Raw genomic sequence first — 24,510 nt, forward strand, 5'->3', positions numbered from 1 at the left:
GGGCATCTTGGTCGAATCGCAGTCGAGCACGCGCGCCGGAGGCCGCCGGCGAACCTCACAGCCTTCGACCATTTGCTTCGGGGACGTTGGGCTCTGTTTCACTCCACTGACGGTCTGCAAAGTGCTCTGGAACATCTTCAGAAATCGATCGAGGCCGATCCGAACTATGCGGCCGCGCACGCGCAGATCGCCACCGCCTATGCCTATGGTATCTATGCGCTGGGCCTTGAACCGGAGATTGCGATCGAACGCACGTGCCATCACGCGGGGCGCGCCGTGGCGCTCGACGGCGGCGATACCGAAGTCAATGCGGCCGCCGCCGCCGCTTATATCACGAGCGGCATGCATGAGCTTGCCGATCTTCACTCCGCGCGTGCAATGGCAAGCAACCCGAACGATGCATCGGCTCTCTTCAGCCGCGGATTTGTTCTCGCCCACCTGGGTCGGCCATCCGAGGCGATCGAAATCTTTTCCCGAATGCAGAGGATCGACCCTTTGGCACCTGATGATGCCAGGTCAGAGGTGCTGTGCGACTGCCACTTCATGTTGGGCGAGTACGAAGAAGTGCTTGCGATCCTTAAGCACAGGCACGATGTGCCGGCCTATATGCACTTGATCGAAGCCGCGGCGTACGCACACCTGGGTCGCATCGAACACTCGAAAGCGGCTGTCGCGGCGTTCCATAGCAGTCCAGCCCCCAAGCCTGACCCAAAGACCATGATCATGTCGCAGATGCGCATGATAGCTCTTCAAGAAGACCGTGACCGCTGGATTGAGGGCTACCGCAAAGCAGGCCTGCCGGTATGAGGGTCCGGCCTCGCAGCCCTGACGCCGGCGTGGCCGATTACCCGACCACCTAGTCTGCAGGCGTGTGTTTTCCTGAGCGTGATTGCCGTCCACTGAAAGCTCCTTCTGGCGCGCATCCGAGTCCTTGCCGAAGGCGAAGGATGAACGAGGCGAATCCTTGCCGGACGCAAAGGATTGACCCGAAGGCGACACCCACAAGTCAGATTCTGAGTGGCAGCTCTGCGCCTGATCTCAGCAGTAGAGGCAAACTTTGCCTTCGCCTGGAAGCGGACAACGCGGCAGACTTAGACTTAGGTCGCGTTTGCGGCTCGAAGCCGTCATCCGAGTCTTCGCTCAGTTTACGGGTCCCGACCCGTGTTCCGCCTCTCGCAATAGGCCCTGGAGGCGAGCCGCCCATTCGCTGTTGCCATTTCTGAACGGAGCAAGCGCATCGCCTGCAGACTCCGGGAGATCGCTCGCAGCGGCGGCGAGGCGGCGAGCCTCCTGACTATGTCCCGCGGCGGCGTGGCAGCATGCCTGAATGCGGAGGAGCGGCGGCCAATCAGGACGCGCCTTTAGCGCCGCGCGTCCTGAGTTGAGCGCGCCCTCGACGTCGCCCGAAAAGAACAGCGCAAGCATTAAGAGGCTGAACCAAACCGCATTTTGGGGATCGTGGGGATTGAGTTCGAGGCCGCGAGCCAACGGCTTTTGCGCACCGGCCGCATCGCCCACGAAAAGACGGGCCATACCGAGGACGAGATAGCCCAAGGCAAAGCTCGGACCGAGTTCGATCGACCGTTCCGCTGCGAGGATCGCATGTTCAGCCCTGCCGGTGTAGGCCGACACAATTGCCAGCGCATAGTGCGCATACGGATTCCGAGCATCGAGATATATCGCCCGCAGGGCCGCATCGAGTCCTTCCTTCCCGTCCGCGGCTAGATTTTTCGTCCAGCCATAGGCGATGAGACCTGCGTTGACCCGCGCGAGCCAAATCTGCGCCTCTGGAAGCATGGGATCGAGTTCCGTTGCCTCTCGGAAGAATTGTCGTGCGAGGCTGTGCGTCGGCTGGGTGACTTTGTGAAAGTTGAATGTGCCTTGCCGTACGAGATCCCAGGCGGTCACATTCCCGGTGTGCGGAGCAACCTGAAGTCCATGGCGCAACAGCAACTCGGGCTCGACCGCCGCTGCGATCCGCTCGGCGATGGCGTCCTGCACAGCAAATACCTCGGCCACCGAAAGATCGTAATGTTCGGACCAGACGGTGGCGCCCTTCATTGCGTCGGCGAGGTGCACCGATATCCGCATCCGATCACCGGCACGCCGGATGGCTCCATCCACCAGAAAATCGACGCCAAGTTCGCGCGCGATAGACTGCGGATCCTTCGAGACATTCCATCTTGCGAAACTCGCCCAGCGCGACGCGACGCGGAACCATCGGAACCGAGCGAGTGCCATGATCAGGTCGTCGGCGATACCGTCGGCCAGATATTGTCTCTCTGCATCGCTGCCGAGATTCTCGAAAGGCAGTACTGCAATCGCGGGGCTGGATCTCGCCTCTGACCGCCCTTCGCTACCAGGTCCGTTTGGCCGGCTCTCTACCGGACCGGAAAATCTGTATCCGACCCGTGGGACCGTGATGATCCAGTCGCCGCCGTCTGACGCCGGGCCAAGCAGCTTGCGAAGGGCAGCAATCTGAACGGAAAGATTACTCTCCTCGACGGCGAGCCCTGGCCAAACGGCATCCATCAGCGCCGACTTGGTAACGACACGCCCATTTGCCGTGAGCAGAGCGGTGAGCAGCGAAGCGCCGCGGGCGCCGATGGAGACAGGCCGATTGTCACGAAGAAGGCATCCGTCCTCGATAACGAACTCGAAGGGGCCGAATACAAGGTGCTGGGTGCTCATGATTGGCAATGATACGCCCGATTTCGGAGTTTTTCGGAATTTTTCGGCGTCGTTTCAAGACTTGTGCCGGCTCCGCGCGCACATTCAGCTCCATGCAGCAGTTGAGGTGGTGAGAGCGATGAAGAACGAAACAATGCAACCGAAAAATGCTCATGCATTATCCGCTAAAATCGTTCGCGGGAGTGACAGCTATGTCGCCGAGCAAGGATCTGTCTATCGCTCGGGAGTCTCGGCGGAGAGCGTAGGATCTAGCATGCTGTGGCTCGGAACGATTTCGCTACCCGCAGGGCGACGAACCAGCGCCCATCGCCATCAGGGGCACGAGACGGCCCTTCTAATGACCGCGGGCAAAGAGATCGAGATCTGGTCGGGGGCCGCGCTCGAACGGTGCGAAAAGGTCCTCCCCGGCGACTACCTGTTCATTCCGGCGGGCGTTCCGCACGTGGCCGTCAATCGTAGCACTGAAAACGCCGAGTTCCTCGGTGCCCGCAACGACCCCGCTGCGAACGAGAGCGTCGTGCTAATGCCGGAACTCGACGAGATCGTGCCCTAATCAGGCCGGGAGGTGCGCTATGGCCGTCATCGAACAACGCCTGGCCGCTATGGGTCTGGAACTGACCGAGCCTTTGAAAGTCCGCGAGGGGCTGCGTATGTCTTTCGCCTGGGTCCGGGTGCGCGGCACCCGCGCCTACATCTCCGGTCACGTGGCGTGCAACAAGGATGGGACATTGGCAAAACCCCTCGGCAAGGTCGGGACCGGGGTTTCGCCAGAGCAGGGTTACGCGTCAGCGCGGCTCGCCGTAGCTAGCCGCCAGGAGCGCAACTGACGCCGCCGACGCGCATGTCTGGGCAATGACTGCCCTGCCACACCCTCGGATTCGAGACCGTGATGCCGAATTTCGTTGCTGGTCGGACCCGGCCTAATTCGGCGCCGCGGCTGCGGTTTCGCCCGGCGGCATGATCCGGAACACGAAGCTCGACACCTTTTCCCCCGGTTTGAACGGGCCCGGGACCTGGTTGCCCACCGGCTTCACGCTTTGAAGGAATGCTGCGATCGCCGTTGCGTCATCGGCCGTCAGATGCGCAAAAGCGTGCCAAAGGCATAATCGGCGCGAGGATGCGGCCGTCCGGTCGTTCGCACGTCTGAATCGCGGCAACGATCTGCTCAGGGGGTCCACTGCCAATCCCGGTCTCCTTGTCCGGCGTGATATTGCGGCCGACAAAAACACCCTGACCAGGAATCTCGAAGCCTACGTCCGAGCCGCCAAGAAAGCGCGACATGGCGGGCTTTCCGAAGAAGTAACCCGGCGTGTGGCAGTCGTTGCATCCGCCGATCGTGACGAGGTATTCGCCGCGCTTAATCTGCGCGTCGTCGGCAATGGCTGTGACCAAAGAAAGCGCTAACAACGCGGTCAAGAACGCGAGGCGAACTGGTGTCCGAAGCATCGTTTCCTTCCTTTCATTATCGCAACGCGGCCGGGCTTTGTGGCGTCATTACTGCACTAGCCCCGCTTTGCGCAGGCCAACGGTAAACTTCTCGGCATCCGAGGGATCCCTGAACGGCAAACGGCCGATATGCTCGACGGGGGAGTACCTCGTATTGATTTCCTTGAGTTCGCGCCAAACTTCGCCGGCCTCGTCCAATTTGCCAAGGTGGCCCAATGCTGAGGCGAGGAACGCGCGCGACAAGTCCGTGGTGGGATTGAGCGCGATACGATCCCTGAACAAAGCCGCCGCAGTCTCGTAATCGCCGGCTACGAAATAAGCGGTGCCCAGGAAGTGTACGTGCTGCTGTCGTGAAATCGGATCGAGGCGTATCGCCCGTTCAATCATGGGAATGGCTTTCGCCGGCTCTCCCGTATAAATGTGAACGGTGCCCCGCATGTTGAGCGCGGGAGCGTAGTTGGGATTTAGCAACAACGCCCGGTCGGCCTCATGGGCCCATCGCTCATAGTCCCTCATGAACATGGCCACCATTGCGGCGACATAATGGGCGAAAGGGTCCTGGTCGTCCCTGGCGATCGCTTGGGCGGTGAAGCGATCGGCTTGATCAAGTGACCTCTCGGGCGCGTCGGTCCAATGGTTCTGATAATCTAGGATATAGGCCATGCCCAGACCCGCATAAGCGGCGGCGTAGGACGGATCGATCTCGATCGCCCGACGGAAATAGGTGGTCGATTGATCGAACATCTCACGATCTCTCTTGAGCCCAAGGATCAGCTCGCGACCCCTCAAAAAGAGATCGTGGGCGTTCACGTCTTTCGTGCCGCCATCGACGATCAAGGATTTCTCCGCCTCGCTGAGCCTGACCTTCAGCGCAGCAACGATTTGTTGCGTGATGTCGTCCTGGACCTCGAAAATGTCAGTGAGGTCACGGTCGTAGCGCTCGGCCCAGAGATGTCCGCCGCTTGTGCCATCGATCAGCTGGGCGGTGACGCGAACCCGGTCGCTGGCCTTTCGAATACTGCCTTCGACAGCGAACTTGACGCCGAGTTCACGGCATACGTGAGGGACACTGAATGTCTTTTCTTTGTAGACGAAAGCCGAGTTGCGCGCGATGACGAACAGGCCGGATGCCTTGCTGAGATCGGTGATGATATCCTCAGTGATGCCGTCACTGAAGTATTCTTGCTCGGGATCGCGGCTCATGTTGTTGAAGGGAAGGACCACGATCGATGGTCGTTCCGGGAGAGGCATCTGATCAACACTGGGCGACGACGCCACGGTGTCACGAACCCAGCGCCAGATGCGCACCGGCCGGTCGATATTCTTGACCCGCTGTTCCCCCAGATCCTCGAACGGCAACTCAATGCGATCGCGCACCTGGTCATAGACTGCCGCCGATACGCAAACACCGCCCGGTTCCGCCAATCCCTCCAAACGGGCCGCGACGTTGACACCGTCTCCGTGGATGTCGTCGCCATCGATCACCACGTCGCCCAGATTTACGCCGACGCGGAACTCGATACGTTGCCCTTTCGGTAAGACTTCATTGCGTTCAGCTAGAGCCTGCTGCATCTCGGCGGCGGCTCTCACCGCCTCCACGACACTGGCGAACTCTGCCAACACCCCATCACCCATGAACTTGACGACGCGCCCATGATGTTCCGCGATTTTCGGCCCAATGAGGTCAGTAAACAGAGATTTGAGCGCCGCGAGCGTGCCATCCTCATCGGACCGGATCAGACGCGAATAGCCGACCACGTCAGCGTCCATAATGGCGGCGAGGCGGCGTTCCATGCCCCGATTTCCTCCCGTCACAGAGAGTAGAGCATTCTTAGCCAACAATCTATGACGGTGCTGGGCTGGAATTCTAATGTCGAACATTGCGCCCCATCGGCGCATCGCAGCCAAAGGTCAGATCCCAGCCAGCCGGTTCTTTGACGCTTTCGCCGATGCGCACGTCGCCTCGAGCGCGCCAATAGCTCTTTTTGCTGGCGTACTCTCCCAATGGCTCATTCGGATGTTCTCTTCCTAGCCGGGAAAGCCGCTGAGCAGTCGGTTGCATTCAGTGACAAATTTTTCGCTTGGCACGCGGCCATCGGCATCGCGCGAATACTCCGGCTTCAGGCGGTTGAGGAAGAACATGTCGAGCCTGCGCCCATGCTTGGTCTCAATGACGCCTCGCGGCTCCAGTTCGAATAGCGTTTTGACATTTCCCGCCACGGTTTCCGAAACATTGATCCGTCCGGGAGCACCATTCGCTTCCATGAGCGCCGCCGTGTTCACCGCATCGTCCCAGATATCGAAGGTGAACTTCCGCCGGCCGACGACTCCCAATATGACCGGCCCAGTATGGCTCCCGACACGCAACTCCAGTGCCGGCAAACGGGACGTCTGAGTAGTGGTTCGGCAATGACCGCTCTTGGCGCGATCCCGACCTCGCGCTCGCTCAAGTAAAGAACTCGTCCTCGTCCTCGTCCTCGCCGGTGAACTCCCATGGCTTGGGTCCGATATGGTGCGTCGTTGCCACCCGACTGCGTGACACGGGCGAGAGGCCGAGCTCGCTCATGAACTTGTGCCGGGCATTTTGTCTGGCGGGCAAGGGCGAGGGCGGAATTTAATTGCTCCCGTCGATCAAGAGCATCCGCGCCCTTTCCGGTTTCGATCTCGGTGAACTCCTGGAGGATAATCATCCCCTCCGCCTCGGCAAAGCGGGCGACCGCGGCACGCTGGGCACAAGCCCGAGCGTCCTTGCCGTTGTGTGGAGACTCGATAGTAGGCGACCGCGCTCATACTGCTGTTCCGGGGTGTTCAAACTGCAAACCACCGTTTGCAGTGTGCTCACGGAGACACGGGTCAGCAAGTTCTTTCAGGAATTAGGCTTCAGCAGCAACGCGGTTGATCTGGAGCGCCACCTATATGCACGCAGACTTGTTGGAAGGCACTTAGCTGCTCTACGCCTAAAGCGGTCGCTGAATGCCATCCCAGGAAAGTCGTCAAGTTGAATTGCCCTCATAAGCATTTCTTCAAGGTTTGACCCTAGGTTTCTCTCCGAAGCTCGTAACCGACTTCGGGGAAGAGCATGTTGAAAGTCTACACCTGCATTGCCTCGCAGCATGATTTGCGTCTGGTTGCCCTGGCGGCCTTGGTCTGCGCCCTGGCCTCGTTCACGGCCGTCAACCTCCTCCATCATGTCGGGCGCAGCGAACGCGAAATGCGACGGATCTGGCTCGCAGTAGCTGCGGTCGCCACCGGTTTCGGCATCTGGTCAACGCATTTCATCGCCATGCTGGCCTTTCAGCCCGCAGTGCCGAGCGGCTACAATATCGCCTTGACGATCGTCTCGCTGGTCGCCGCGATCGCTTTGACGGGAACCGGCCTCACCGTCGGCATGTCGCCCCGCGTTCCGTATGCACGCTGGATCGGCGGGATGATCGTGGGGGGCGGTATCGCCGTAATGCATTATACTGGCATGGCTGCCTTCGAGATCGCGGGCCGCGTCGTCTGGGATATGCCGCTCGTCGCAGTGTCGATCGCCCTCGGTGGACTGTTCGGTGCCGCAGCCTTGCCAGTTGCCCTTCGGGCCAACACGATCAAGTGGAAGGCACTCGGGGCGTTGGTGCTGACGGTCGCGATTTGCAGCCATCATTTCACTGCGATGGGCGCGGCCGCGATCGTGCCCGATCCTCGCATCGTCGTTTCGGCCACGGCGCTGCCAGCGGAATGGATGGCAAGCGGACTTGCGCTCGCTTCGATCGTGATCATTCTTCTGGCCCTTGTCGGTCTTGTCCTCGATCTGCGCGATCTTCGTCGCGCTGGGGAGACGGCGCGTATGCAAGAGCTGGCCGACGCCGCCGTCGAGGGGCTGGTTGTGTACAACGAGACGACGATCGTAGCAGCCAATCACAGCTTCGTCGCCCTTGCCTGTGTCGATGGCTCTCAGCCTGTCGGCCGCTTGCTCGAGTCTTTCTTCCCCACCGTCTCGCAGGGCGAACTCACGGCCACCGCCCGAAAGCCGCTGGAGGCCGAGCTATGCGCAACCGACGGCAGTATGATCCCGGTCGAGCTGATCCGACATAACATCCTTTATGCCGGTAAGCAGCATCAGGTCGTGGCGGTGCGCGATATCCGCGGGCGTAAGCGGGCGGAGGAGCAAATTCACTTCCTTGCTCACCACGACCCCCTGACTAAGCTCCCGAACCGCACGAGCTTCAACGAGAAGCTGGAGGCAGAATTCGCGGCGCATCGTGGGACCGACAGGTGCCTTGCCGTCCTTTTCCTCGATCTCGATCGCTTCAAAGAGATTAACGACCTCTTCGGCCATCTGATCGGGGACGCCGTACTCCAGTGTGTGGCCGAGAAGATTAAGAACGTCCTCAAGCCGGAGCATATGGTCGCGCGCTTGGGAGGCGACGAGTTCGCTGTGATCGTTCCAGGCCTGCCGAGCCCAGCGTATGCGACGCGCACCGCTGAAGCCATTTTGAACGCTTTCGACGAGACCGGCGTGAACCTACCCGCCGGCGTCACTATCGGAACCAGCATCGGCATCGCTGTCTTCCCGAACGATGGGCCCGATCGCGCGACCCTTCTGAGCCATGCTGACGCGGCGCTTTATGAGGCCAAGTTGGAAGGGCGCGGCATCTATCGCGTTTTCGAACCGTCTATGGGTGAGCATCTACACGATCGACGTCAGTTCGAGCACGACATCCGTCATGCGATCTCACGCAACGAGTTCAGTCTCGTCTTTCAGCCGCAAGCGGAGCTTCACTCCAACAGGGTCTTCGGCTTCGAAGCGCTTCTTCGTTGGGATCACGGCACGAGAGGTGCCATCGCCCCGACGGTGTTCATTCCGATCGCGGAGGAATGCGGCGCTATACTGAAGATCGGCGAGTGGGTGTTGCGCACGGCCTGCGCCGAGGCGGCGACGTGGGACCGACCACTGGGAGTCAGCGTCAACGTCTCGGCCGTACAACTCCATGGCGGCAATCTCCCGGAGCTGGTCGAGGAGGTTCTGAAAGAAACCGGCCTGGACCCGTCCCGCCTCGAGCTGGAAATTACAGAATCGTCGCTGATCAAGGATATTGGGCGGGCCCTCGCGGTCTTGCACAAGCTCAAAGACCTGGGCGTCCAGATCGCGATGGATGATTTCGGCACCGGCTACTCATCGCTGTCAAACCTGCGGGCCTTCCCGTTCGACAAAATAAAGGTCGACCAGTCCCTTGTCCGTGCGGTGGATACCAGCGACGAGGCGGCCGCCGTCATGCGCGCGGTCTTCGGGCTTGCTCGAGGTCTCAAGCTCCCCGTCTTGGCGGAGGGCGTCGAAACTGACGCGGAACTGAGCTTTTTGCGTGCGGAAGCCTGCGATGAAATGCAGGGCTATTTGCTCGGCCGACCCTGTCCCATAGCTGAGTTTGCGCAGCATACAAGCGGCGAAGGCAAGGTAGCCGCTCCCCAAAGGCTGCGTAAGCACAAGTTGCGAGTAGTCAAGGACAGCGCGGCCTAGCGGTACCGACCTAACATAAGAGTCCGGCTTGGGATTCGGCTTTGGCGAAAGCGCATACGAGTCTGGCGCATGCGCACAGGAATATCCTTCATTGTGCGAATTACGCAGACAGTTCGTCAGACGGTGGGCTATTAAGGGTTGACACTAGCGGCGGCTTTCATGAGTCGCGCCGCGCCTTCACTCTCGCTCTCCACGAAGCGCACGAACTCGGGCTGCGTCATGCTCATTGGCTCGCCTCCGTGCTTAGCGATCCATTCGCGCAGATCCGGCCCGGCGAGCACGCGCCCGATGTCATTTGCAAGCTGGTCAACCACGCCGGTCGGAGCGCCAGCCCGCACCCACATTCCATACCAGATCGGGAAGTCGAATCCGGCGACGCTCGCCTCCGCGATTGTCGGTACCTCCGGGAGCAAGGTTGAGCGCAGCGCGGTACTCACGCCCAGCGGAACGAGTGTGCCATCGCGAATGTGCGGCAGTGCAAGAGAGATTGGCACCAAATAGTAAGTGAAGCGCGCCGCTATCGCGTTGGCGATTGTGTCGGCGTTCGAATCGTTCGGCGAGGGAGGCACATGCAGCGCCTTGACTCCCGCCGCTTGATTGAATTTCTCGACTCCAACATGTGTGCCGGTGCCTATGCCGGTCGATCCAAACTTGAGCTCACCTGGCTTCGCCTTCGCCGCCGCAATGAGCTCGCCGACGGTGGTCACACCAGTCGCCTTGGCTGCGACGAGCACGTAGGCTTGCCTCGTGAGCGGAATGATCGGAATGAAATCCTTCAACGGTTCATACGGGAGGTCCTTCTGGAGCGCCGCACTATATGCCTGAGCGTTGGTGTTTATCAGCAGCGTGTGGCCGTCGGCCGGTGACTTCGCGACCGATGCGGGGCCTGCAGTGGCTCCCGCACCTGGGATGTTCTCCACTGTCACCGGTTGGCCCCACAGCTCAGAAAGCTTCGGGGCCAGGGCGCGGGCCAACAGATCAGGCCCGCCGCCCGCCCCGAACGGCTCAATGATGCGTACCGGCTTGGCCGGATAATCTCGTGCTGACGCGGCCAGATTTGTTGCGCTTCTCATCGTGTCCTCATATGCCTCGGCACAGCCAACGAGAAATAGCAAAGAGCAACGCAATTGATCGAAGCGTCAGTCCCATAAGATTTCTCCTTGTGTCACTCAAAAAACTACCTACTGGTATCGGCCCAACATAGCCTAACATAAGAATCCGGCTTGGGATTCCCTTTGGCGAAAGCGAATGCGAGTCTGGCGCATGCGCACAGGAATAGCCGACCACGTCGCAAGCCAGGATCGCTGCGAGGCGGCGCTACGCGGTCATTGCACCGCCCGGCGAGGCGCGTGCACGCGGGCTGTCTCGCGCCCATGCCCCGCCAACTTCCAGACGCCCAACGTGCATGGCATCCGCTGCCCGTCGCCGATTCAGAACGGAGAACGCAGCTTAACGTTGCCTTCACGAGATTCGCCATCCCGCTTGCGAGGCGTGGAACGATCCAGTCGCCGCGCTAACTGCCAACCGGCGACACGCCCACGCGGCCTCTGGAGACGCTGACACGCCACACCCAGAAGGCCGGAGATATTTGCTGCCCTTGGTAACCGGGTTGACGCCACCGTGGCGGTGCTTTTGTCACCGCGGTGTAACAGCGAGATGCCCTACGAACGCGCGCATCGGGCATCACACCAGACGTTCGCACTTAGAGGTGCTGAGGTCGGAAAGTGGCGCAATCTTCGTGTTCAAGAACCTGCACTCTTGACCCGTTCGGGTCCTTCAGTGGTTGTAGGTCAGGGGCGCTATGTCAGCCTTTGTTGCCGTTCGCCGATCGGGATGAGTTGTGCCCTCGACGATGTGCCCTCGACGATTCGTCGTCAGATCAGGCTTTGCGGACCATGTGCTCTCGCCGCCAGGCCGCTGGTGGGACGCCATATTCGCGTCGGAACGCCCTGTTGAAAGCCGCTTCGGACTCATAGCCGATATCGAAGGCGATCCGCACGATCGGGTCGGCGGAATCCCTCAGTTGCGCCGAAGCCTGTTCGAACCGCTGTCTCGCCAGATAACGCATGGGCGGCTCGCCGATCACGCGAGTGAAGCGGTCCGCGAAGGCCGAACGGGAAACGGCTATCTCCCGTGCAAGAGCTTCCGTCGTCCAGCGCCTGGCAATCTGGCCATGGAGTAGCCCAAGGGCGCGTCCGACGACCGGATCGCGCATTCCAGCTGTCCAGGTATTTCCCGCCGGGGGCTGAGACGACAAGTAGCGTCGGACGGCCTCCATAAACAGAACTTCTGCGAGCTTCGCGAGCATTGCTGGCGATGTGGCGTGGCGTCCCGCCAACTCCTTCGTTGCGAAGCGGAAGGTGCTTTCTATCCAGCTCCCGCCTTCGGCGACATCGAGCTTCAGCACGCTTGGCAGCATTGCGATGAAGGCATTGTGCGGAAGATCGTTGCCAAGAAAGCCGCAGAAAATCTGCGTCCGCTCCCCGTTCCCTCCATAAATGATTTTTGCAAGCCCGCCTTCCGGTCCCGGCTGGATCAGTTGCTCGGCACTGACGGGCCGCAGGTTTAATGCACTTCCGAGGACGTGATCGTCATTTCGTGGCAGAACCACGATCTCGCCGCTCTCAATCTGCACCGGCTGCTGGCCGCCGACCTTCAAGACACAGCGGCCGGCGGTGACGTAATGATACGCGATAATGTGACGAGGCTCGGGCGTAAACGGGCTGCAGTCCTCCGGCCCGACCTTCGCCGAAATGCACCATGGGGCTGTGAGTTCAGCGTCGAGGAAGATGCCTCCCGTGAGGCGCATCGCTCGAAGCATATCCAAAAGAGCATCCACGGGACGACATTCCATTAAAAACGGCGGATCGGTCAAGAGTTCCGGCGCATCGCTCATTAACCGGCCCGACCAGCAAGTCTAACTTAGCATTGAAACCGCTGATCCGGCAGCCGGAAGCTTACGGCCGGCCGGGGTCGGTGATGCGTTCACTCTCTCTATTCAAGAAGGAAACCAATTATGATCGTCGATCAGCAGGGCCACGCGCTTTCCGGCGCAACATTCGAAGCCGCGGGACTGTACGATCGGGCTGCTGCGGCCTTCAACTTCTACCGTGGTGACCCCATCGGCATGCTGGACCAAGCCATCAAGGCGGCCCCGGAATTCGCGATGGCGCAAATCCTGAAGGTGCACCTGTTCGGGCTCGCGACCGAGCCGGGGGCGACGAAGGATGCGAAAGCAATCGTCGCCAAGGTTAAGTCATTGCGGCTTTCGGAGCGGGAGGCGTCTCATGTCGCCGCGCTTGACCTGCTGCTGGAAGGACACTGGACCGCCGCCGCCGAGGCCCTCGACCAGCACAATGCGAACTATCCGCACGACCTCGTCGCGCTTCAGTCGGGCCACCTGATGGATTTCTACCGCGCCAACGCCCGGGACCTGCGCGACAGGATCGCGCGAGTGCTGCCGAAATGGTCCGCGGATATGCCGGGCTATTCGATCCTGCTCGGGATGCATTCATTCGGGCTGGAGGAAACCGGCGACTATGGGCGAGCGGAAGAAGCTGGCCGCCGTGCGGTCGACCTGGAGCCGCTCGACAGCTGGGCCCACCATGCCGTCGCACATGTGATGGAGATGCAGGGCCGCGCTGAGGATGGCATCGGCTGGATGATCGCTCGCGAACCCCACTGGTCCGGCGACGACAATTTCTTCAAGGTTCACAATTGGTGGCATCGTTCGCTCTACCATCTAGATCTCGGGCAAGTCGACGAGGTCTTCGCGCTCTATGACGGTCCGATCCGCAGGGATCGGAGCACCGTCGCACTCGACATGGTCGACGCCTCGGCGCTTCTCTGGCGCCTGCATCTTTCAGGGCACGATGTCGGCGACCGCTGGCAAGAATTGGCGGCGACCTGGGACAATCATGCCGACGGCCGCACATACCCCTTCAACGACTGGCACGCGGCTATGGCATATCTTGGCGCCGGCCGGAACAGCGAGGTCGAACGGATCCTCGCATCCTATCGGAACGGAACCGACGTCACCGATGTCGCCGAATGGGGGCAACGGACTGCTATGCCCCTTGTTGAAGGGTTCACAGCATTCTGGCACGGCGACTATGACACCGCGGCGCAACGCCTCTCTGGCGCACGCTTCATCGCCAACTCGTTCGGCGGCAGCCACGCGCAACGCGACGTCATCGACTGGACCCTTGCTGAGGCCGCCGTGCGCGGAGGTCTGACAGGCTTGGCTCAAGCCCTCGCGAACGAGCGCCTTGCGCTGAAACCCCACAGCCCGGTGAATCGAAGCTTCCTGACCCGGGCCGGAGCGAATGCAGCGCCGGACCGGGAAGCAGCCTGAGTGAACCTGCGTTTCGAATCCGGTAGTCCGGCGGCGGAACGCAGGAATTTTGAAGTCTCGACACGGCCCCCTCGGGGCTCCATCAACCGCGCCCTTGGAGTTTCAACAATGAAACATCTAGCAATCGTCGTACGCGATGACGCCTACGATAAGATCCTCACGCCGCTGACCTTCGCCTACACCCAGGCCCGAAAGGGCGTGAAGGTCGACATGCTCTTCCTGCTTTGGGCAGTAAGGGCGCTGACCAGCAAAGGGGCGGCTGCCCTTTCGGTGGACGGCCGACACAAGTGCGAAACCGATTGGCTTCGCGGCCGGATGGCCGCGGACGGAGAGCCGACCGAGATCGAGGACTTCCTGAAGCTTCTTGCTGAGACCGGAAATGTCAACCTCTACGGCTGCGGCTATGCGGCGCAGACCTTCAAGGTCGAGCCCGCCGACCTCATAGCCGAAGCTGAGGGAATCGTGGACCCTGGTTGGTTTCTGACCGAAAAGGCCGTCAAGGCGGACCACTGTCAGTACTTTTGAGCGCTCGTCAGCCAGTACCTTAAGACTTTCAAGGAGTTCCCGCCTGCACAACGTCCCTCGAGCTTTCGATCGACCAGATTGTCGAGGATATGCAAGCGTCCTTCTCGGCCACCACCGCGCAATGAGGCGCCGGGATACCTCCGGAGCTCAGCAATAAACGGACGGGACCGCATGTTGCGGTCCCTTTTCCTGCAACGACCGCTTAGGGGACAGAGGCGCAACGTTCACATTGCGGGCAATGAAGGTCAGGAGATGGCGCGATCCCGACCTCGCGCCCGCTCAAGTAAAGAACTCGTCCTCGTCCTCGCCGGTGAACTCCCATGGCTTGGGTCCGATATGGTGCGTCGTTGCCACCCGACTGCGTGACACGGGCGAGAGGCCGAGCTCGCTCATGGATTTGTGCATCAGCTCGACATTCTTGTTGAAGATGGCAAGCCAGGGCGAGGGCTGCACGTAGCCGGCCGGCGTCCGCAGAAGGGGAGGGGTTTCCTTGAGCTTCTTCTCGGCCTCCACCCAGCGGCTATAGGCTTGACAAGTAGGCAGCGAGTGCGGCCCGATCCAGTTCGCTGATGATGCCGAGCTCGTGGAGGTAATGCGCAAGCCGCTTCCACTCGGCCTTGGCCGTTGGCATCAGATGAGCCGGGCAGGTCGGGATCGCAGTCACCGGCTTTGGCTCACGCTTGTTGAGTGGCCGCTTACCTGGATTGCCGAGCGCAATCTTCAGTGCCGTCGGCGTTGGCTTGCGTCCTCGCATAATGCTTCCTTTCAGCCCGTCGCACCGCCGCTATGGCTACGGAGTTTGTCGACCATTTCGCGGCTGCAATCATGCTGCCGGAAGGCCGAAAAACCCGGTATTTTGCCATTCCTAATCCAGCCGTTACGCTGCTACCCCCCTGCCAATTTCGCGGTTCTTCGAAGAAAGGGGAGGCACCGGTCGCAGGGTGAAAAGCTGTAGAGATATGACCGCCCCCCTCCCGCGAGGCACTACAGGAGCTTCATATCTTCGTAGGTGGTCACGAAGGTCACTGATGTGTCCAGTTTTCCCCTCCAGCTCATGGATGGAAGTCTCCTTCCAGCGGACCCTGGTCTTCAGCCAGAAAATTGCTGCAGTGACGGCCTCCCGACCTTCACCGGTCGCCTTGCGGTAGAGGCTTTCGGCGAGCCGTTGGCCTTGATGGCGCCGCGCTCGAGCTCATGAGCGTAGGTCGCCTGATCGCGTGACAGCAGCCGCCGGTCATCTCGGCTGCGATGATGGTGGTGCCGGAGCCGCAGAACGGCTCATAGACTGCCTGTCCGGGCGAGGAGTTGTTCTCGATCGGACGCCGCATGCATTCAACGGGCTTCTGCGTGCCGTGGCCCGTGTCGGACTTCCTGTGCGGGATGGCCCAGAGACGGTGGTCTGCTTGCGATCTCCCGCCCAGTGGCCTTTCCTGCCCTTCCTGACCGCATACCAGACCGGCTCGTGCTGCCAGTGATAGTCGCCGCGGCCGATGACCAGCCGGGTCTTGTCCCAGATAATCTGGCGCGGACGGCAAAGCCGCTGGCTTCGAGGCTAGTCACGACCGAAGCCGAATGAAGTGCCGCGTGCCAGACGTACATCACGTCGCCCGGGAACAGCGCCCAAGCCTCGCGCCAGTCAGAGCGATCGTCATTCAGGACCGTTCCTTTCGCCAGGCCCTCTGACGGAATGCCAAGGCGCATGCGCCATGCAGGATCGTAGTTGACCCCGAAAGGTGGATCCGACACCAAAAGGTGTGGTTTGATGCCGGCGAGCACTTTCTCAACGTCGGCTGGGTTGGTGCTGTTGCCGCAGATCAGCCGGTGTTTGCCAAGCAGCCAGACATCGCCGAGGAGGGTGGTCGCCTGCGCGGGCGTGTCGGGAATGTCGTCCGGATCGGTTAGGCCTGCCGTGCCGAGGCTGGTGAGTGCGGCGATCTCCAGATCGTCGAAGCCGGTCAGCGACAGATCGAAGCCGAGCGCGTCGAGTTCCCCGAGTTCGAGGCCGAGCAGTTCATTGTCCCAGCCGGCGTTCAGCGCCATCTTGTCGTCGGCGATGATGTAGGCCCGCTTCTGCGCGTCGCTCAGCTCGGAGAGCTCGATCACTGGCACGGTGCTCATACTGAGCTTGCGCGTCGCCAGCAGCCGGCCGTGGCCAGCAATAATGCCATTCTCTCCGTGACCAAGATGGGGTTCGTCCAGCCGAACTCCCGGATCGAGGCGGCGATCTGCGCCACCTGCGCATCCGAGTGCGTCCTGGCATTCTTTGCGTATGGGATCAGAGCCGCGGCAGGACGGTACTCCACTGCAAGGCGAGGAGCAGGATTTTCGATGCTGCCGTTCTGACCAGCGACGGCCGGAATGGCGTCATCCGTATCAGCCGCAGTAGCGCAACCGAGAACCGCTTCATGCTGCTCCGTCTGCATCAGAGTTCCTTTCCGCACAGGCGGAGTGGGTGGTGAATGTCCTCCTGCTTCAAGATTTGTTATAACAGGGCCTTACGTGACTGTAATCGCTGCTGTTTTTCGCTTGACTACGATTGTTTTCGAACTGCTTCGCTGGTTCGTACTGGCAGTGCTTGTGCTTGGCGAATAGAGGGTCGGGGAACGAAGTCGCCTCTTCTACATTCTCACCCCGGCATCATTTGTTGCTCGAAGCGTGGAATTTTGCAGGACAGGAGAGGTCGACCAAATGGCAGGCAGGCGCGCTTCACCGCGTTCCGCGGCGGGCGCACGGGCAGCCAAGGGGGGTAGGTGAAACGGCTGCTCGACATTCGCCTTCCCATAGGGGTCGTCCTGGGTTTCGTATTGCTGGTCGTCACGCTCAACCTTCCCGAGCAGCATGCAGTACGCCAAGCCATTCCACACGCCTATGGTATTTCGGACCCGCAGTTCCTTGAGACCATGGAGGCCGTTTACGGCGGTGAAGTACGCCGGGGACATGCCGTTGAAACGCTTGTAAACGGCGATGAGATATACCCGGCCATGCTCGGCGCAATCAGGGAAGCGCGGTCTTCGGTCAACTTTGAAACCTACATCTATTGGTCCGGAGAGATCGCTCTGCGCTTCGCCAACACTCTCGCCGATAAGGCGCGGGAGGGAGTACCAGTCCGCGTCCTCGTCGATTGGGTGGGGAGCATTCCCTTCGACCAGCGCCTCATCGACATCATGCAGCAGGCCGGGGTTTCGTTTCACCGCTTTCGGCCGCTTCACTGGTACACCCTCGACCGGGTGAACAATCGCACCCACCGCAAGCTCCTCATCGTTGATGGATTAGTCGGATTTACCGGCGGTGTTGGAATTGGCGACGAGTGGTTGGGCGACGCACGCAACGCCGACGAATGGCGTGACACTCACTATCGCGTCACCGGCCCGGCAGTGTCTGCAATGCAGGCAGCGTTTGCCGATAACTGGCTGGAAGGGACGGGTGAGGTCTTGAGTGGCAGACCGTTCTACCCTGCCCAGGACGAGAGCGGCCCTCTGGGCGCCCAGGTCGTTATTTCGTCGCAGCCCGAAGGTTCGGTATCCATGCATCAGATGATGCTGATGGCCTTGGCGGCGGCTGAACGCCACATACGGATCGGTATGGCCTATTTCGTGCCCGATGATGTTGCTCTCGTCCAGTTGCTTGCGGCTCGGGCACGCGGCGTCGAGATCGACATCATAGTTCCCAGCGAGAATACCGATGTGCCAATCGTGCGGAAGAGCTCGCGCTATTTTTGGGGCGACCTTCTGCGATCTGGAGTGCGGATACATGAATTCCAGCCGACCATGTATCACCCCAAACTCCTGATTGTAGACGACGCTTGGGTAACAATGGGATCGGCCAATCTTGACGAGCGTTCGCTCCGGCTCAACGACGAGGCGAACCTCAACATTTACGGAGAGGAGTTCGCCGCCGAACAGATTGCGATCTTTCAGGACGACCTGAAACGCTCGCGGCAGATCAGTCTTCAGGAATGGCAAAGCCGGCCGCCAAGTGAAAAATTCACTGACTGGACCGCGAGCTGGTTGAGAGCTCAACTCTAGGAGGACCCGCGTCGGACATGGGTCTAACGCCGCATAGGAGTCATCGGCGGGAAAGCCGGCGGTATTCAGCAGCCCTTTTCCTCCGGCTATCGGGATAGGCCGCCCGCCGCGGCCATATCTTGAGATATAGGTTGGAGCACACACCCGTTGGAAGGCGGAATTGCTGGGTCGGCACCCGTTGGAAAACCGTTGGCGCAGACCCGTTGGAAGCACCGTTGGAAGTCACTGATCGGCCGCCTTTTTTGCAGAAATGACAATGGTCTGGCGGCGCTTTGACGGTTGCCCGAAATTCTCGACGGCGAGTTCGTTTTGTTCCAGGAGGACGGCTATGGCTTGCTCGAACCGCTCGCCAATACCGCCGCCCCCGGCCAAATGAAGAAAACCACCGAAGATTGCTGATTGGCAACGCCAGGTCGGCGCCGCTTGGGGCGTTGGGGTAGATTGCCGTAGGGCGCCCCGCCGTTTGGGTTGGCGTAGTCGGCGTCCTCGGCGATTACGGCGGCTGGTGATCCTCGAACCAGAATGATGACTGGCGTCGCGAGATGGTTCCCACCGACGGCAAGGGAAAATGCGATGTCATTACGATGCGGCCATTGTCCGAGCAAGCCTCCAGGAATGCCCACCGCGTCGGACGTGCCTGGTGAGGGTCTCCCCCAAAATGGCGCAAGGTCAGGTTTCTCTGTCCTAGACCCAGTCCGCCGGCAGCCAGCGAAAGCCATCGCCCTCCTTCACGACATGGCCGACGCCCGGGAAGGGATAGTGATAGCCGTTAACGAGAAGCCGATCGTGCGTCGCGCGGTGGATGGGCGTGCTGGGGTGGCGGAGAGGTTCGTAGTACTGCGGAAGCCGGATAATGCCGGTGGAGGGAAGGGGCCTCAGTTCTGCAGATGCAACGGCCTCGGCCAGGCCGGTGTCCTTCGCCGTGAAGAAATAAATGACGTTGCGGTCCCCATCGAACTGCGCTGTCATGGGACGAGGGCGGATGCCGGGGACGCCGATCATTGCCGTCATGTCCGAACGGATCGAGTCCCAAAACTAGCTTTTGAATTCCGGATCTTTGTCGGGCATGGCTTCTCTCGTGTGAGAATGCCAAACGCCGCGCGTCTGCCGTGGTTCCAAGCGTCTGCAGGCAATAGGCAGATCTGGCCCGACGCAGACGTACATGCGGCACGAGACTTCTGGTGCAGGGAAGCGGCCTGACCGGTTCCGCTACGCGTTATTCCATCCTCTCCGCTAGAATTTCTCCGCGCAGTGAGCATTGGTTCTGTATTGACGCGTAGTCGAGCGTATGCAGCAGCAGATGGACGCGCTGCGGTCGCCAAACCCAAGCGGAAAATTCCTATGCTCTTCGACACAGCCGCCGCACTGCTCGACTGGCTTGGCTTGATCGTTTTTGCGATTTCGGGCGCGCTGGTCGCCTCGCGCAAGCAAATGGACGTAGTCGGCTTTGTCCTGCTCGGCACGGTGACGGGCATCGGCGGTGGCACGCTGCGCGACCTTCTTCTGGGCTTCAGCCCCGTTTTCTGTGTGCGGGAGGTCTTCTCGCATGCGTCATCGTATCATGCGCAGTGTTTTTCACCGCTCACATCCCGCAGAGTCGCTACCGCTTGCTCCTGTGGCTCGATGCCCTCGGTTTGGCGCTCTTCGCGGTCACGGGTGCGGAGCGCGCTTTGCTTGCAGGCTCAGGCGCGGTGGTGGCGGTGGCTATGGGTGTGGTCACGGCCACCTTCGGCGGAATCATTCGTGACGTGCTGGGCAATGAAAGTCCAATAGTGCTTTCCCGTGAAGTTTATGTCACGGCAGCCCTTGCTGGGGCGATCGTCTTTGTTGTGCTTACGAATATCGGCTTAAGTCGCGAGGTCGTGCTCGGGGCAGGTCTCATTGCCGGGCTGCTCGTACGCGGAATGGCGTTGCATAAGGGATGGTCGCTGCCACGCTATCGCGAGCGGCGGGGGCGAACGCCCGATGAGATCGACCGCCTGGATCGAAGTGCATAACGTCCCGAGACCTGAAGTCCGCCCCGGACATGCCTTCCCCAACGGGCGAAACCCTCAGCCCACGTTCTCCGTGCTGTCCGGATCGATCGTCGTGATTGCTCTCTGGCACCGATCACGTGCCTTTGCTCGGCCCTTATCTGGCCGCACAACGCGAGATTAAGGGCGACGAATCCGCCCCACATGCCAAAGAAAGCGAACATCGGAGGGAATTGCGCTGCTTGTACTATCCGATGACGGCTTCAGGTGTTATCGACGCCTAGATGGATGACAGCAGCTTATGTGCGGCGCATCCCACCCGCCAGGATATATCTATAGCCGTGCGTCCTGCGAGATCGGATTGTCCGCGTCCTCTTGCCCTCCCATTTTCGATCGCCGAACTTTTCCATCCTGTCGGGCAGGAATGGAGACCATCCTCGTCCGGCGTCGGCGAAGGAACGGGCCGAACTGATCGTGACCGGCATAGCGGGGACCGGTACGCTGGCCCAGGTGCTGATCGGCAGCACCGTAACCGCTCTTGTGAGGACGTCGCCGGTACCGCTCCTGGTCGTGAAGAAGAGAGTGCTTGAGACGGAGGGCCGAGCGGCCGTGGCGACCGACCTATCGGACTCGTCAAAGCCTGCCTTGATGGTCGGGCTGCGATGGTTTGGGTTTCGGCGTCTTGAGCTGTTCCACGCGTTCGATCCGCCCTATCGCCGTCTGGTGGACGACAAGGCAGCTTGCGACAGCCAGTTCGAGGAGAGTGCGGTCGAACAGTGCCGGGATTTCGTTCGGGACGTAGCAGGCGCGGATGCTGTTCCATGATTGAGGTCATTGCCCGGCGTGGGGACCCGGTGACTGGACTCAAGGTCCTGACGAATGAAGCCGATACCGATCTCGTCATCGCAGGCACGAACGGACGAACCGGCTTGATGCACGCCCTTTTGGGTAGCGTCGCCTCGCGCATACTGCGTGATGTCCCCTGCGATGTACTGGTCGTGCCGAGCCGTGCGCGTTAACACTCCCGCTGCGCTCGACGCATGATGCGTGCGTCCAGCTTCTCATCTTGCTATTGAGGACGGTTCCCACGCGGCGTTGATGCCTGAACGTCCGCGCGGCTAGCTAATCCACGCAAGCTGGTAGCCGCTTGAGGATGGCGCGCCGACCTAGGACGCAGCTAGTCTCAGGAAGCTTGTGACATTGCCTTCACAAAGGTCCATAGTCGCTTGCGGGCGTGGGAAACACCGAGCGCAATGGATTGCTCCCATGGCTAAATTCGATGTCGGCTACCTCGTAGGCAGTCTTGCCTCCCGATCGATCAACCGTCGGCTGGCGTCAGCTCTCGTCAAGCTGGCTCCGCCAGATCTGGCGCTCCAGGAGATCCCCATACGGGATCTGCCACTCTACAGCTACGACTATGACTCCGACTATCCAGAGGTGGCCAAGCGTTTCAAGGAAGCTATCACGGGCGTCGACGCCGTGCTGTTCGTCACGCCAGAATATAATCGCTCTATACCCGGCGCTCTGAAGAACGCGATCGACTGGGCGAGCCGCCCGTACGGCCAGAACGTGTTCACGAGAAAGCCTTCCGCCGTGATCGGAACATCGCCTGGCTCGATCGGCACTGCCGTCGGGCAGCAGCACCTTCGCAGTATCCTCAGTTTCTGTAATTCCCCGCAGATGAACGCGCCGGAAGCCTACATCCAGTTCACGCCAGACTTGATCAGCGATGACGGGCAAGTGTCCAAGGAATCCACGGCCGAGTTCCTGAGAACGTTCATGGCGGAGTTTCGCGTCTTCATCGAGCGGGTGCTTACTGTGCTCCCGCGCCAGAGCTGAAGCGGCCGACCCGTCCACAGGGCGCGGCAGATAGCCACGTGCGGCCGGCACGATGATTTCGTCAAAGTCACCAACCGTCACGGTCGTAGCCGGAATCCGAGGCGCGGGAAACGGCACGACAGCGGCCACCCCACGAGCATCATGGCGCGAGCGGTATGGTGGCGCTTGACTTTCCGTCCTCGCCATCCCACGTACATGGCATGTTGACCGACCGCTTCACCCTTCTCCTTACGCGGGTGTGCCCCATCGCGGGCACCTGACCCCCGGCCAGGTCGCGTCGCGCCCCGGCCGCGGGGCATAAGCTCCCGTCTCCCGTAACCCGGGACACTATGAGCCCCACACGGCGACACCAATCCAATGACGAAAATCAATACCACGGGCGCGCTGCGCACGGCGGTGGAATTCTTTAGGAGGCTGAGATGGCTCCCGGTAACAAGAGACAGCGCAAGCCGGCGATTTCGATAACGCGCTCCGATTACGAGCGGCTATCGCGCCTGGCCCAATCATATGCCGCGAGAAATCCAGATGTCGCGGATGAACTTCTGGCCGAACTCGATCGCGCGCGGGTCGTGGGAGATGGGCGGATCGCCTCGGAGACGGTTCGCATGGGCTCGACCTTGCGCTTCACGAGCGATCTTGGTGAAGATATGCGCGTGACGCTGGTCTTCCCCGGCGAGGCGGATATCGCAGAAGGCAAGATCTCGATCCTAACGCCCATTGGCGCGGCGCTGATCGGCCTTTCGGCGGGGCAGTCAATCGACTGGACCGCTCGTGACGGGCGTATCCATCGCCTGAAGGTGGAATCCGTCGAGGCTCCGATTCAGCCTTCGGCGCAACCAGCCGCCATCGAACTGCGACCGGGGACATGACGAAGGTCCGGCCGCCCTGCCGCCTCTCGCTCTTCGGAGGCTGCCTCATCGCAGGATCGTAACCCCTGCGCCGCCAAGGGCGGCCAGGGGATTCTCCGTTCCGTTTCAATGCAACCGCTCCCAGCAAGGAGCGATGGAGAACTGCGATGTCGACCAAAACCTGTATTCTCACCACGAAAGATCTCACCATCCTCGAGGTCATGCGGGATCGCTGCCTTGGCAGGGATGACCCGCTGGCACCGATCCTGAAGAGGAAAATCGAGAGCGCCCAAGTGGTTTTCCGCGATGACGTTCCCGTTGACGTCGCCACGCTCAGCAGCCGCGTTACCTTCAGGGTTGATGGGCGCGACGCGGATACGCGCATTCTTTCGCACGACCGCATGAACGGGGCAGCCGGCCTGTTCCTGCCTATCACCACGCCGAGAGCGCTGGCCCTCCTTGGACTCACCGAGGGTCAGGACTTCCTTCTGACAGACCGCGAAGGGCGAGAGGAGCGAGTCTTGCTCCAAAAGGTGCAATACCAGCCGGAAGCAGCGAGACGCGAAAGAGAAGCTTTGGCCAGCTTCTCCGCTCCAGCGCAGCGCGAGCCGTCGCTGAAGCTGATCCGTGGCGCCATCTACGACCAGCCCCGGCTGGAGCGTATCGGACCGGACGGTTTCGACGACGATCCCGGGCCCTCCGCAGCGTGACGTCGGCCCGAGGGGCGGGCCCACATGGCCCGTCCCTCGGCTGCCGTTTCGAGCAAGAGAGGGCATCTGGAGCAAACGGGTTTCTCTATCCCAGCCGGAGGCGAAGTGATGAACAAGCCGAATCTGCCCCCCGTCACATTGTCTAAAGGCGACCACAAGCTCCTGCAGATGATCGCGCGTTCACTTGCCGAACAGTGGCATCCGTTGGCTACTGCCCTCCTGCAAGAGCTTTGCCGCGCGGAATTGCGCGAGCCGGATGACATCCCGGAAGGGACGGTGGCCCTCGATCGCCTCGTTACCTACAGGATCGATGGCGCGGATCGTGCTGAACGGCAGTACCTGATTCACCCCGAAGACAGGATGTGGCCGCCTGCGGAGATATCCGTGACCACGCCGCTCGGAATCACGCTGCTGGGGCTGTCTACAGGCCACCGCATGCCCATCATCGGCAGCGCACTTCGAGAGCCGCCTTGGGTGGAGGTGGTCGCGGTTGGTCGTGCGGCAACGAGTGGCCTCGCGCGCCGGCCAGCCCTTGCGCGAGTATCGTCTCGATCGTTGGCGGATTGGTGTCGATAGCTTAAAGAACCCTATAGTGCCGC

The 24,510-nt window shown here is 60.9% G+C and carries 25 protein-coding genes and 2 pseudogenes; 15 read left to right on the plus strand and 12 right to left on the minus strand.

The window, feature by feature from the left end:
• The coding region (locus AC0L3H_RS29590) for a tetratricopeptide repeat protein (protein ID WP_473587839.1) at positions 1 to 807 on the plus strand (807 nt) is incomplete at its 5' end.
• A 333-nt stretch (positions 808 to 1,140) separates the two neighbouring features.
• On the opposite strand, the gene AC0L3H_RS29595 is transcribed toward AC0L3H_RS29590, so the two are convergent.
• Positions 1,141 to 2,691 (minus strand): winged helix-turn-helix domain-containing protein, encoded by a 1,551-nt coding sequence (locus AC0L3H_RS29595; protein WP_473492971.1) that lies wholly within the window; start codon positions 2,689 to 2,691, stop codon positions 1,141 to 1,143.
• Positions 2,692 to 2,809: 118 nt separating this feature from the next.
• Between AC0L3H_RS29595 and AC0L3H_RS29600 the strand changes: the two genes are divergently transcribed.
• Positions 2,810 to 3,244, plus strand: coding sequence for a cupin domain-containing protein (locus tag AC0L3H_RS29600; protein WP_473587861.1), 435 nt, complete (start codon positions 2,810 to 2,812; stop codon positions 3,242 to 3,244).
• Between the two features lie 19 nt (positions 3,245 to 3,263).
• Positions 3,264 to 3,518 carry a RidA family protein gene (locus AC0L3H_RS29605; protein WP_473492975.1) on the plus strand — a complete coding sequence of 85 codons (255 nt, stop codon included), beginning with the start codon at positions 3,264 to 3,266 and terminating at the stop codon, positions 3,516 to 3,518.
• Between the two features lie 93 nt (positions 3,519 to 3,611).
• Here AC0L3H_RS29605 and AC0L3H_RS29610 read toward each other — a convergent pair.
• The 3 genes and pseudogenes from AC0L3H_RS29610 to AC0L3H_RS29620 form a co-directional block, all read right to left on the minus strand.
• Positions 3,612 to 4,137 (minus strand): annotated as a pseudogene (locus tag AC0L3H_RS29610) (cytochrome c).
• A 48-nt stretch (positions 4,138 to 4,185) separates the two neighbouring features.
• A complete protein-coding gene (locus AC0L3H_RS29615) occupies positions 4,186 to 5,931 on the minus strand; it encodes an adenylate/guanylate cyclase domain-containing protein (RefSeq protein WP_473587840.1) in 1,746 nt (581 codons plus the stop codon).
• 234 nt (positions 5,932 to 6,165) lie between these two features.
• Positions 6,166 to 6,519, minus strand: a complete 354-nt coding sequence (locus AC0L3H_RS29620) for an adenylate/guanylate cyclase domain-containing protein (protein ID WP_473492979.1) — start codon at positions 6,517 to 6,519, stop codon at positions 6,166 to 6,168.
• A 697-nt stretch (positions 6,520 to 7,216) separates the two neighbouring features.
• Here AC0L3H_RS29620 and AC0L3H_RS29625 point away from each other — a divergent pair.
• The gene (locus AC0L3H_RS29625; RefSeq protein ID WP_473492981.1) at positions 7,217 to 9,637 is read left to right on the plus strand and encodes a bifunctional diguanylate cyclase/phosphodiesterase; all 2,421 of its coding nucleotides are present in this window, start codon (positions 7,217 to 7,219) and stop codon (positions 9,635 to 9,637) included.
• Positions 9,638 to 9,768: 131 nt separating this feature from the next.
• Here the strand turns inward: AC0L3H_RS29625 and AC0L3H_RS29630 are convergent, their stop codons facing one another.
• Positions 9,769 to 10,710: a Bug family tripartite tricarboxylate transporter substrate binding protein gene (locus AC0L3H_RS29630; protein WP_473587841.1), complete on the minus strand. Its 942-nt coding sequence runs from the start codon at positions 10,708 to 10,710 to the stop codon at positions 9,769 to 9,771.
• Positions 10,711 to 11,516: 806 nt separating this feature from the next.
• Positions 11,517 to 12,533, minus strand: coding sequence for an AraC family transcriptional regulator (locus tag AC0L3H_RS29635; RefSeq protein WP_473492983.1), 1,017 nt, complete (start codon positions 12,531 to 12,533; stop codon positions 11,517 to 11,519).
• Between the two features lie 120 nt (positions 12,534 to 12,653).
• Between AC0L3H_RS29635 and AC0L3H_RS29640 the strand changes: the two genes are divergently transcribed.
• Together AC0L3H_RS29640 and AC0L3H_RS29645 are read left to right on the plus strand one after the other, a co-directional pair.
• Positions 12,654 to 13,991, plus strand: coding sequence for a tetratricopeptide repeat protein (locus AC0L3H_RS29640; protein ID WP_473587842.1), 1,338 nt, complete (start codon positions 12,654 to 12,656; stop codon positions 13,989 to 13,991).
• A complete protein-coding gene (locus AC0L3H_RS29645; RefSeq protein WP_473587843.1) occupies positions 13,992 to 14,516 on the plus strand; it encodes a hypothetical protein in 525 nt (174 codons plus the stop codon).
• A gap of 279 nt (positions 14,517 to 14,795) precedes the next feature.
• Here AC0L3H_RS29645 and AC0L3H_RS29650 read toward each other — a convergent pair whose 3' ends face one another.
• From AC0L3H_RS29650 to AC0L3H_RS29670, 5 genes are all read right to left on the minus strand, one after another.
• Positions 14,796 to 15,029 (minus strand): P27 family phage terminase small subunit, encoded by a 234-nt coding sequence (locus AC0L3H_RS29650; protein WP_473587844.1) that lies wholly within the window; start codon positions 15,027 to 15,029, stop codon positions 14,796 to 14,798.
• Between the two features lie 7 nt (positions 15,030 to 15,036).
• On the minus strand, positions 15,037 to 15,270 hold the full coding sequence (locus AC0L3H_RS29655; protein WP_473492990.1) for a P27 family phage terminase small subunit: 234 nt from the start codon (positions 15,268 to 15,270) through the stop codon (positions 15,037 to 15,039).
• 373 nt (positions 15,271 to 15,643) lie between these two features.
• Positions 15,644 to 15,937 (minus strand): DNA methyltransferase, encoded by a 294-nt coding sequence (locus tag AC0L3H_RS29660; protein WP_473587862.1) that lies wholly within the window; start codon positions 15,935 to 15,937, stop codon positions 15,644 to 15,646.
• Entirely contained in the window at positions 15,849 to 16,634 is a 786-nt protein-coding gene (locus tag AC0L3H_RS29665; RefSeq protein ID WP_473587865.1) for a hypothetical protein, read from the minus strand. The genes AC0L3H_RS29660 and AC0L3H_RS29665 overlap by 89 nt, the downstream gene beginning before the upstream one ends.
• Positions 16,631 to 16,939 (minus strand): ParB N-terminal domain-containing protein, encoded by a 309-nt coding sequence (locus tag AC0L3H_RS29670; RefSeq protein WP_473587845.1) that lies wholly within the window; start codon positions 16,937 to 16,939, stop codon positions 16,631 to 16,633. The genes AC0L3H_RS29665 and AC0L3H_RS29670 overlap by 4 nt, the downstream gene beginning before the upstream one ends.
• A 327-nt stretch (positions 16,940 to 17,266) precedes the next feature.
• Between AC0L3H_RS29670 and AC0L3H_RS29675 the strand changes: the two genes are divergently transcribed.
• Complete coding sequence (locus AC0L3H_RS29675) at positions 17,267 to 18,541, plus strand: phospholipase D-like domain-containing protein (protein WP_473587846.1); 1,275 nt, start codon at positions 17,267 to 17,269, stop codon at positions 18,539 to 18,541.
• Between the two features lie 684 nt (positions 18,542 to 19,225).
• Here AC0L3H_RS29675 and AC0L3H_RS29680 read toward each other — a convergent pair.
• Positions 19,226 to 19,543 carry a hypothetical protein gene (locus AC0L3H_RS29680; protein ID WP_473587847.1) on the minus strand — a complete coding sequence of 106 codons (318 nt, stop codon included), beginning with the start codon at positions 19,541 to 19,543 and terminating at the stop codon, positions 19,226 to 19,228.
• A 339-nt stretch (positions 19,544 to 19,882) separates the two neighbouring features.
• On the opposite strand from AC0L3H_RS29680, the pseudogene AC0L3H_RS29685 reads away from it, so the two are divergent.
• The 8 genes and pseudogenes from AC0L3H_RS29685 to AC0L3H_RS29720 form a co-directional block, all read left to right on the plus strand.
• A pseudogene (locus tag AC0L3H_RS29685) lies at positions 19,883 to 20,023 on the plus strand (TRIC cation channel family protein); the annotation flags it as partial.
• 125 nt (positions 20,024 to 20,148) lie between these two features.
• Positions 20,149 to 20,538, plus strand: coding sequence for a trimeric intracellular cation channel family protein (locus AC0L3H_RS29690; RefSeq protein WP_473587848.1), 390 nt, complete (start codon positions 20,149 to 20,151; stop codon positions 20,536 to 20,538).
• A 351-nt stretch (positions 20,539 to 20,889) separates the two neighbouring features.
• On the plus strand, positions 20,890 to 21,339 hold the full coding sequence (locus AC0L3H_RS29695; RefSeq protein WP_473587849.1) for a universal stress protein: 450 nt from the start codon (positions 20,890 to 20,892) through the stop codon (positions 21,337 to 21,339).
• Complete coding sequence (locus tag AC0L3H_RS29700) at positions 21,336 to 21,533, plus strand: universal stress protein (RefSeq protein ID WP_473587850.1); 198 nt, start codon at positions 21,336 to 21,338, stop codon at positions 21,531 to 21,533. The genes AC0L3H_RS29695 and AC0L3H_RS29700 overlap by 4 nt, the downstream gene beginning before the upstream one ends.
• A 247-nt stretch (positions 21,534 to 21,780) precedes the next feature.
• The gene (locus tag AC0L3H_RS29705) at positions 21,781 to 22,353 is read left to right on the plus strand and encodes an NADPH-dependent FMN reductase (RefSeq protein ID WP_473587851.1); all 573 of its coding nucleotides are present in this window, start codon (positions 21,781 to 21,783) and stop codon (positions 22,351 to 22,353) included.
• 419 nt (positions 22,354 to 22,772) lie between these two features.
• Positions 22,773 to 23,222, plus strand: a complete 450-nt coding sequence (rnk, locus tag AC0L3H_RS29710; protein WP_473493009.1) for a nucleoside diphosphate kinase regulator — start codon at positions 22,773 to 22,775, stop codon at positions 23,220 to 23,222.
• Between the two features lie 146 nt (positions 23,223 to 23,368).
• Positions 23,369 to 23,911 (plus strand): GreA/GreB family elongation factor, encoded by a 543-nt coding sequence (locus tag AC0L3H_RS29715; RefSeq protein WP_473493011.1) that lies wholly within the window; start codon positions 23,369 to 23,371, stop codon positions 23,909 to 23,911.
• A gap of 108 nt (positions 23,912 to 24,019) precedes the next feature.
• Positions 24,020 to 24,487 carry a GreA/GreB family elongation factor gene (locus AC0L3H_RS29720; RefSeq protein ID WP_473587852.1) on the plus strand — a complete coding sequence of 156 codons (468 nt, stop codon included), beginning with the start codon at positions 24,020 to 24,022 and terminating at the stop codon, positions 24,485 to 24,487.
• The last annotated feature ends 23 nt before the right edge of the window (positions 24,488 to 24,510 follow it).

Source organism: Mesorhizobium sp. WSM4816 (genome assembly GCF_055811535.1).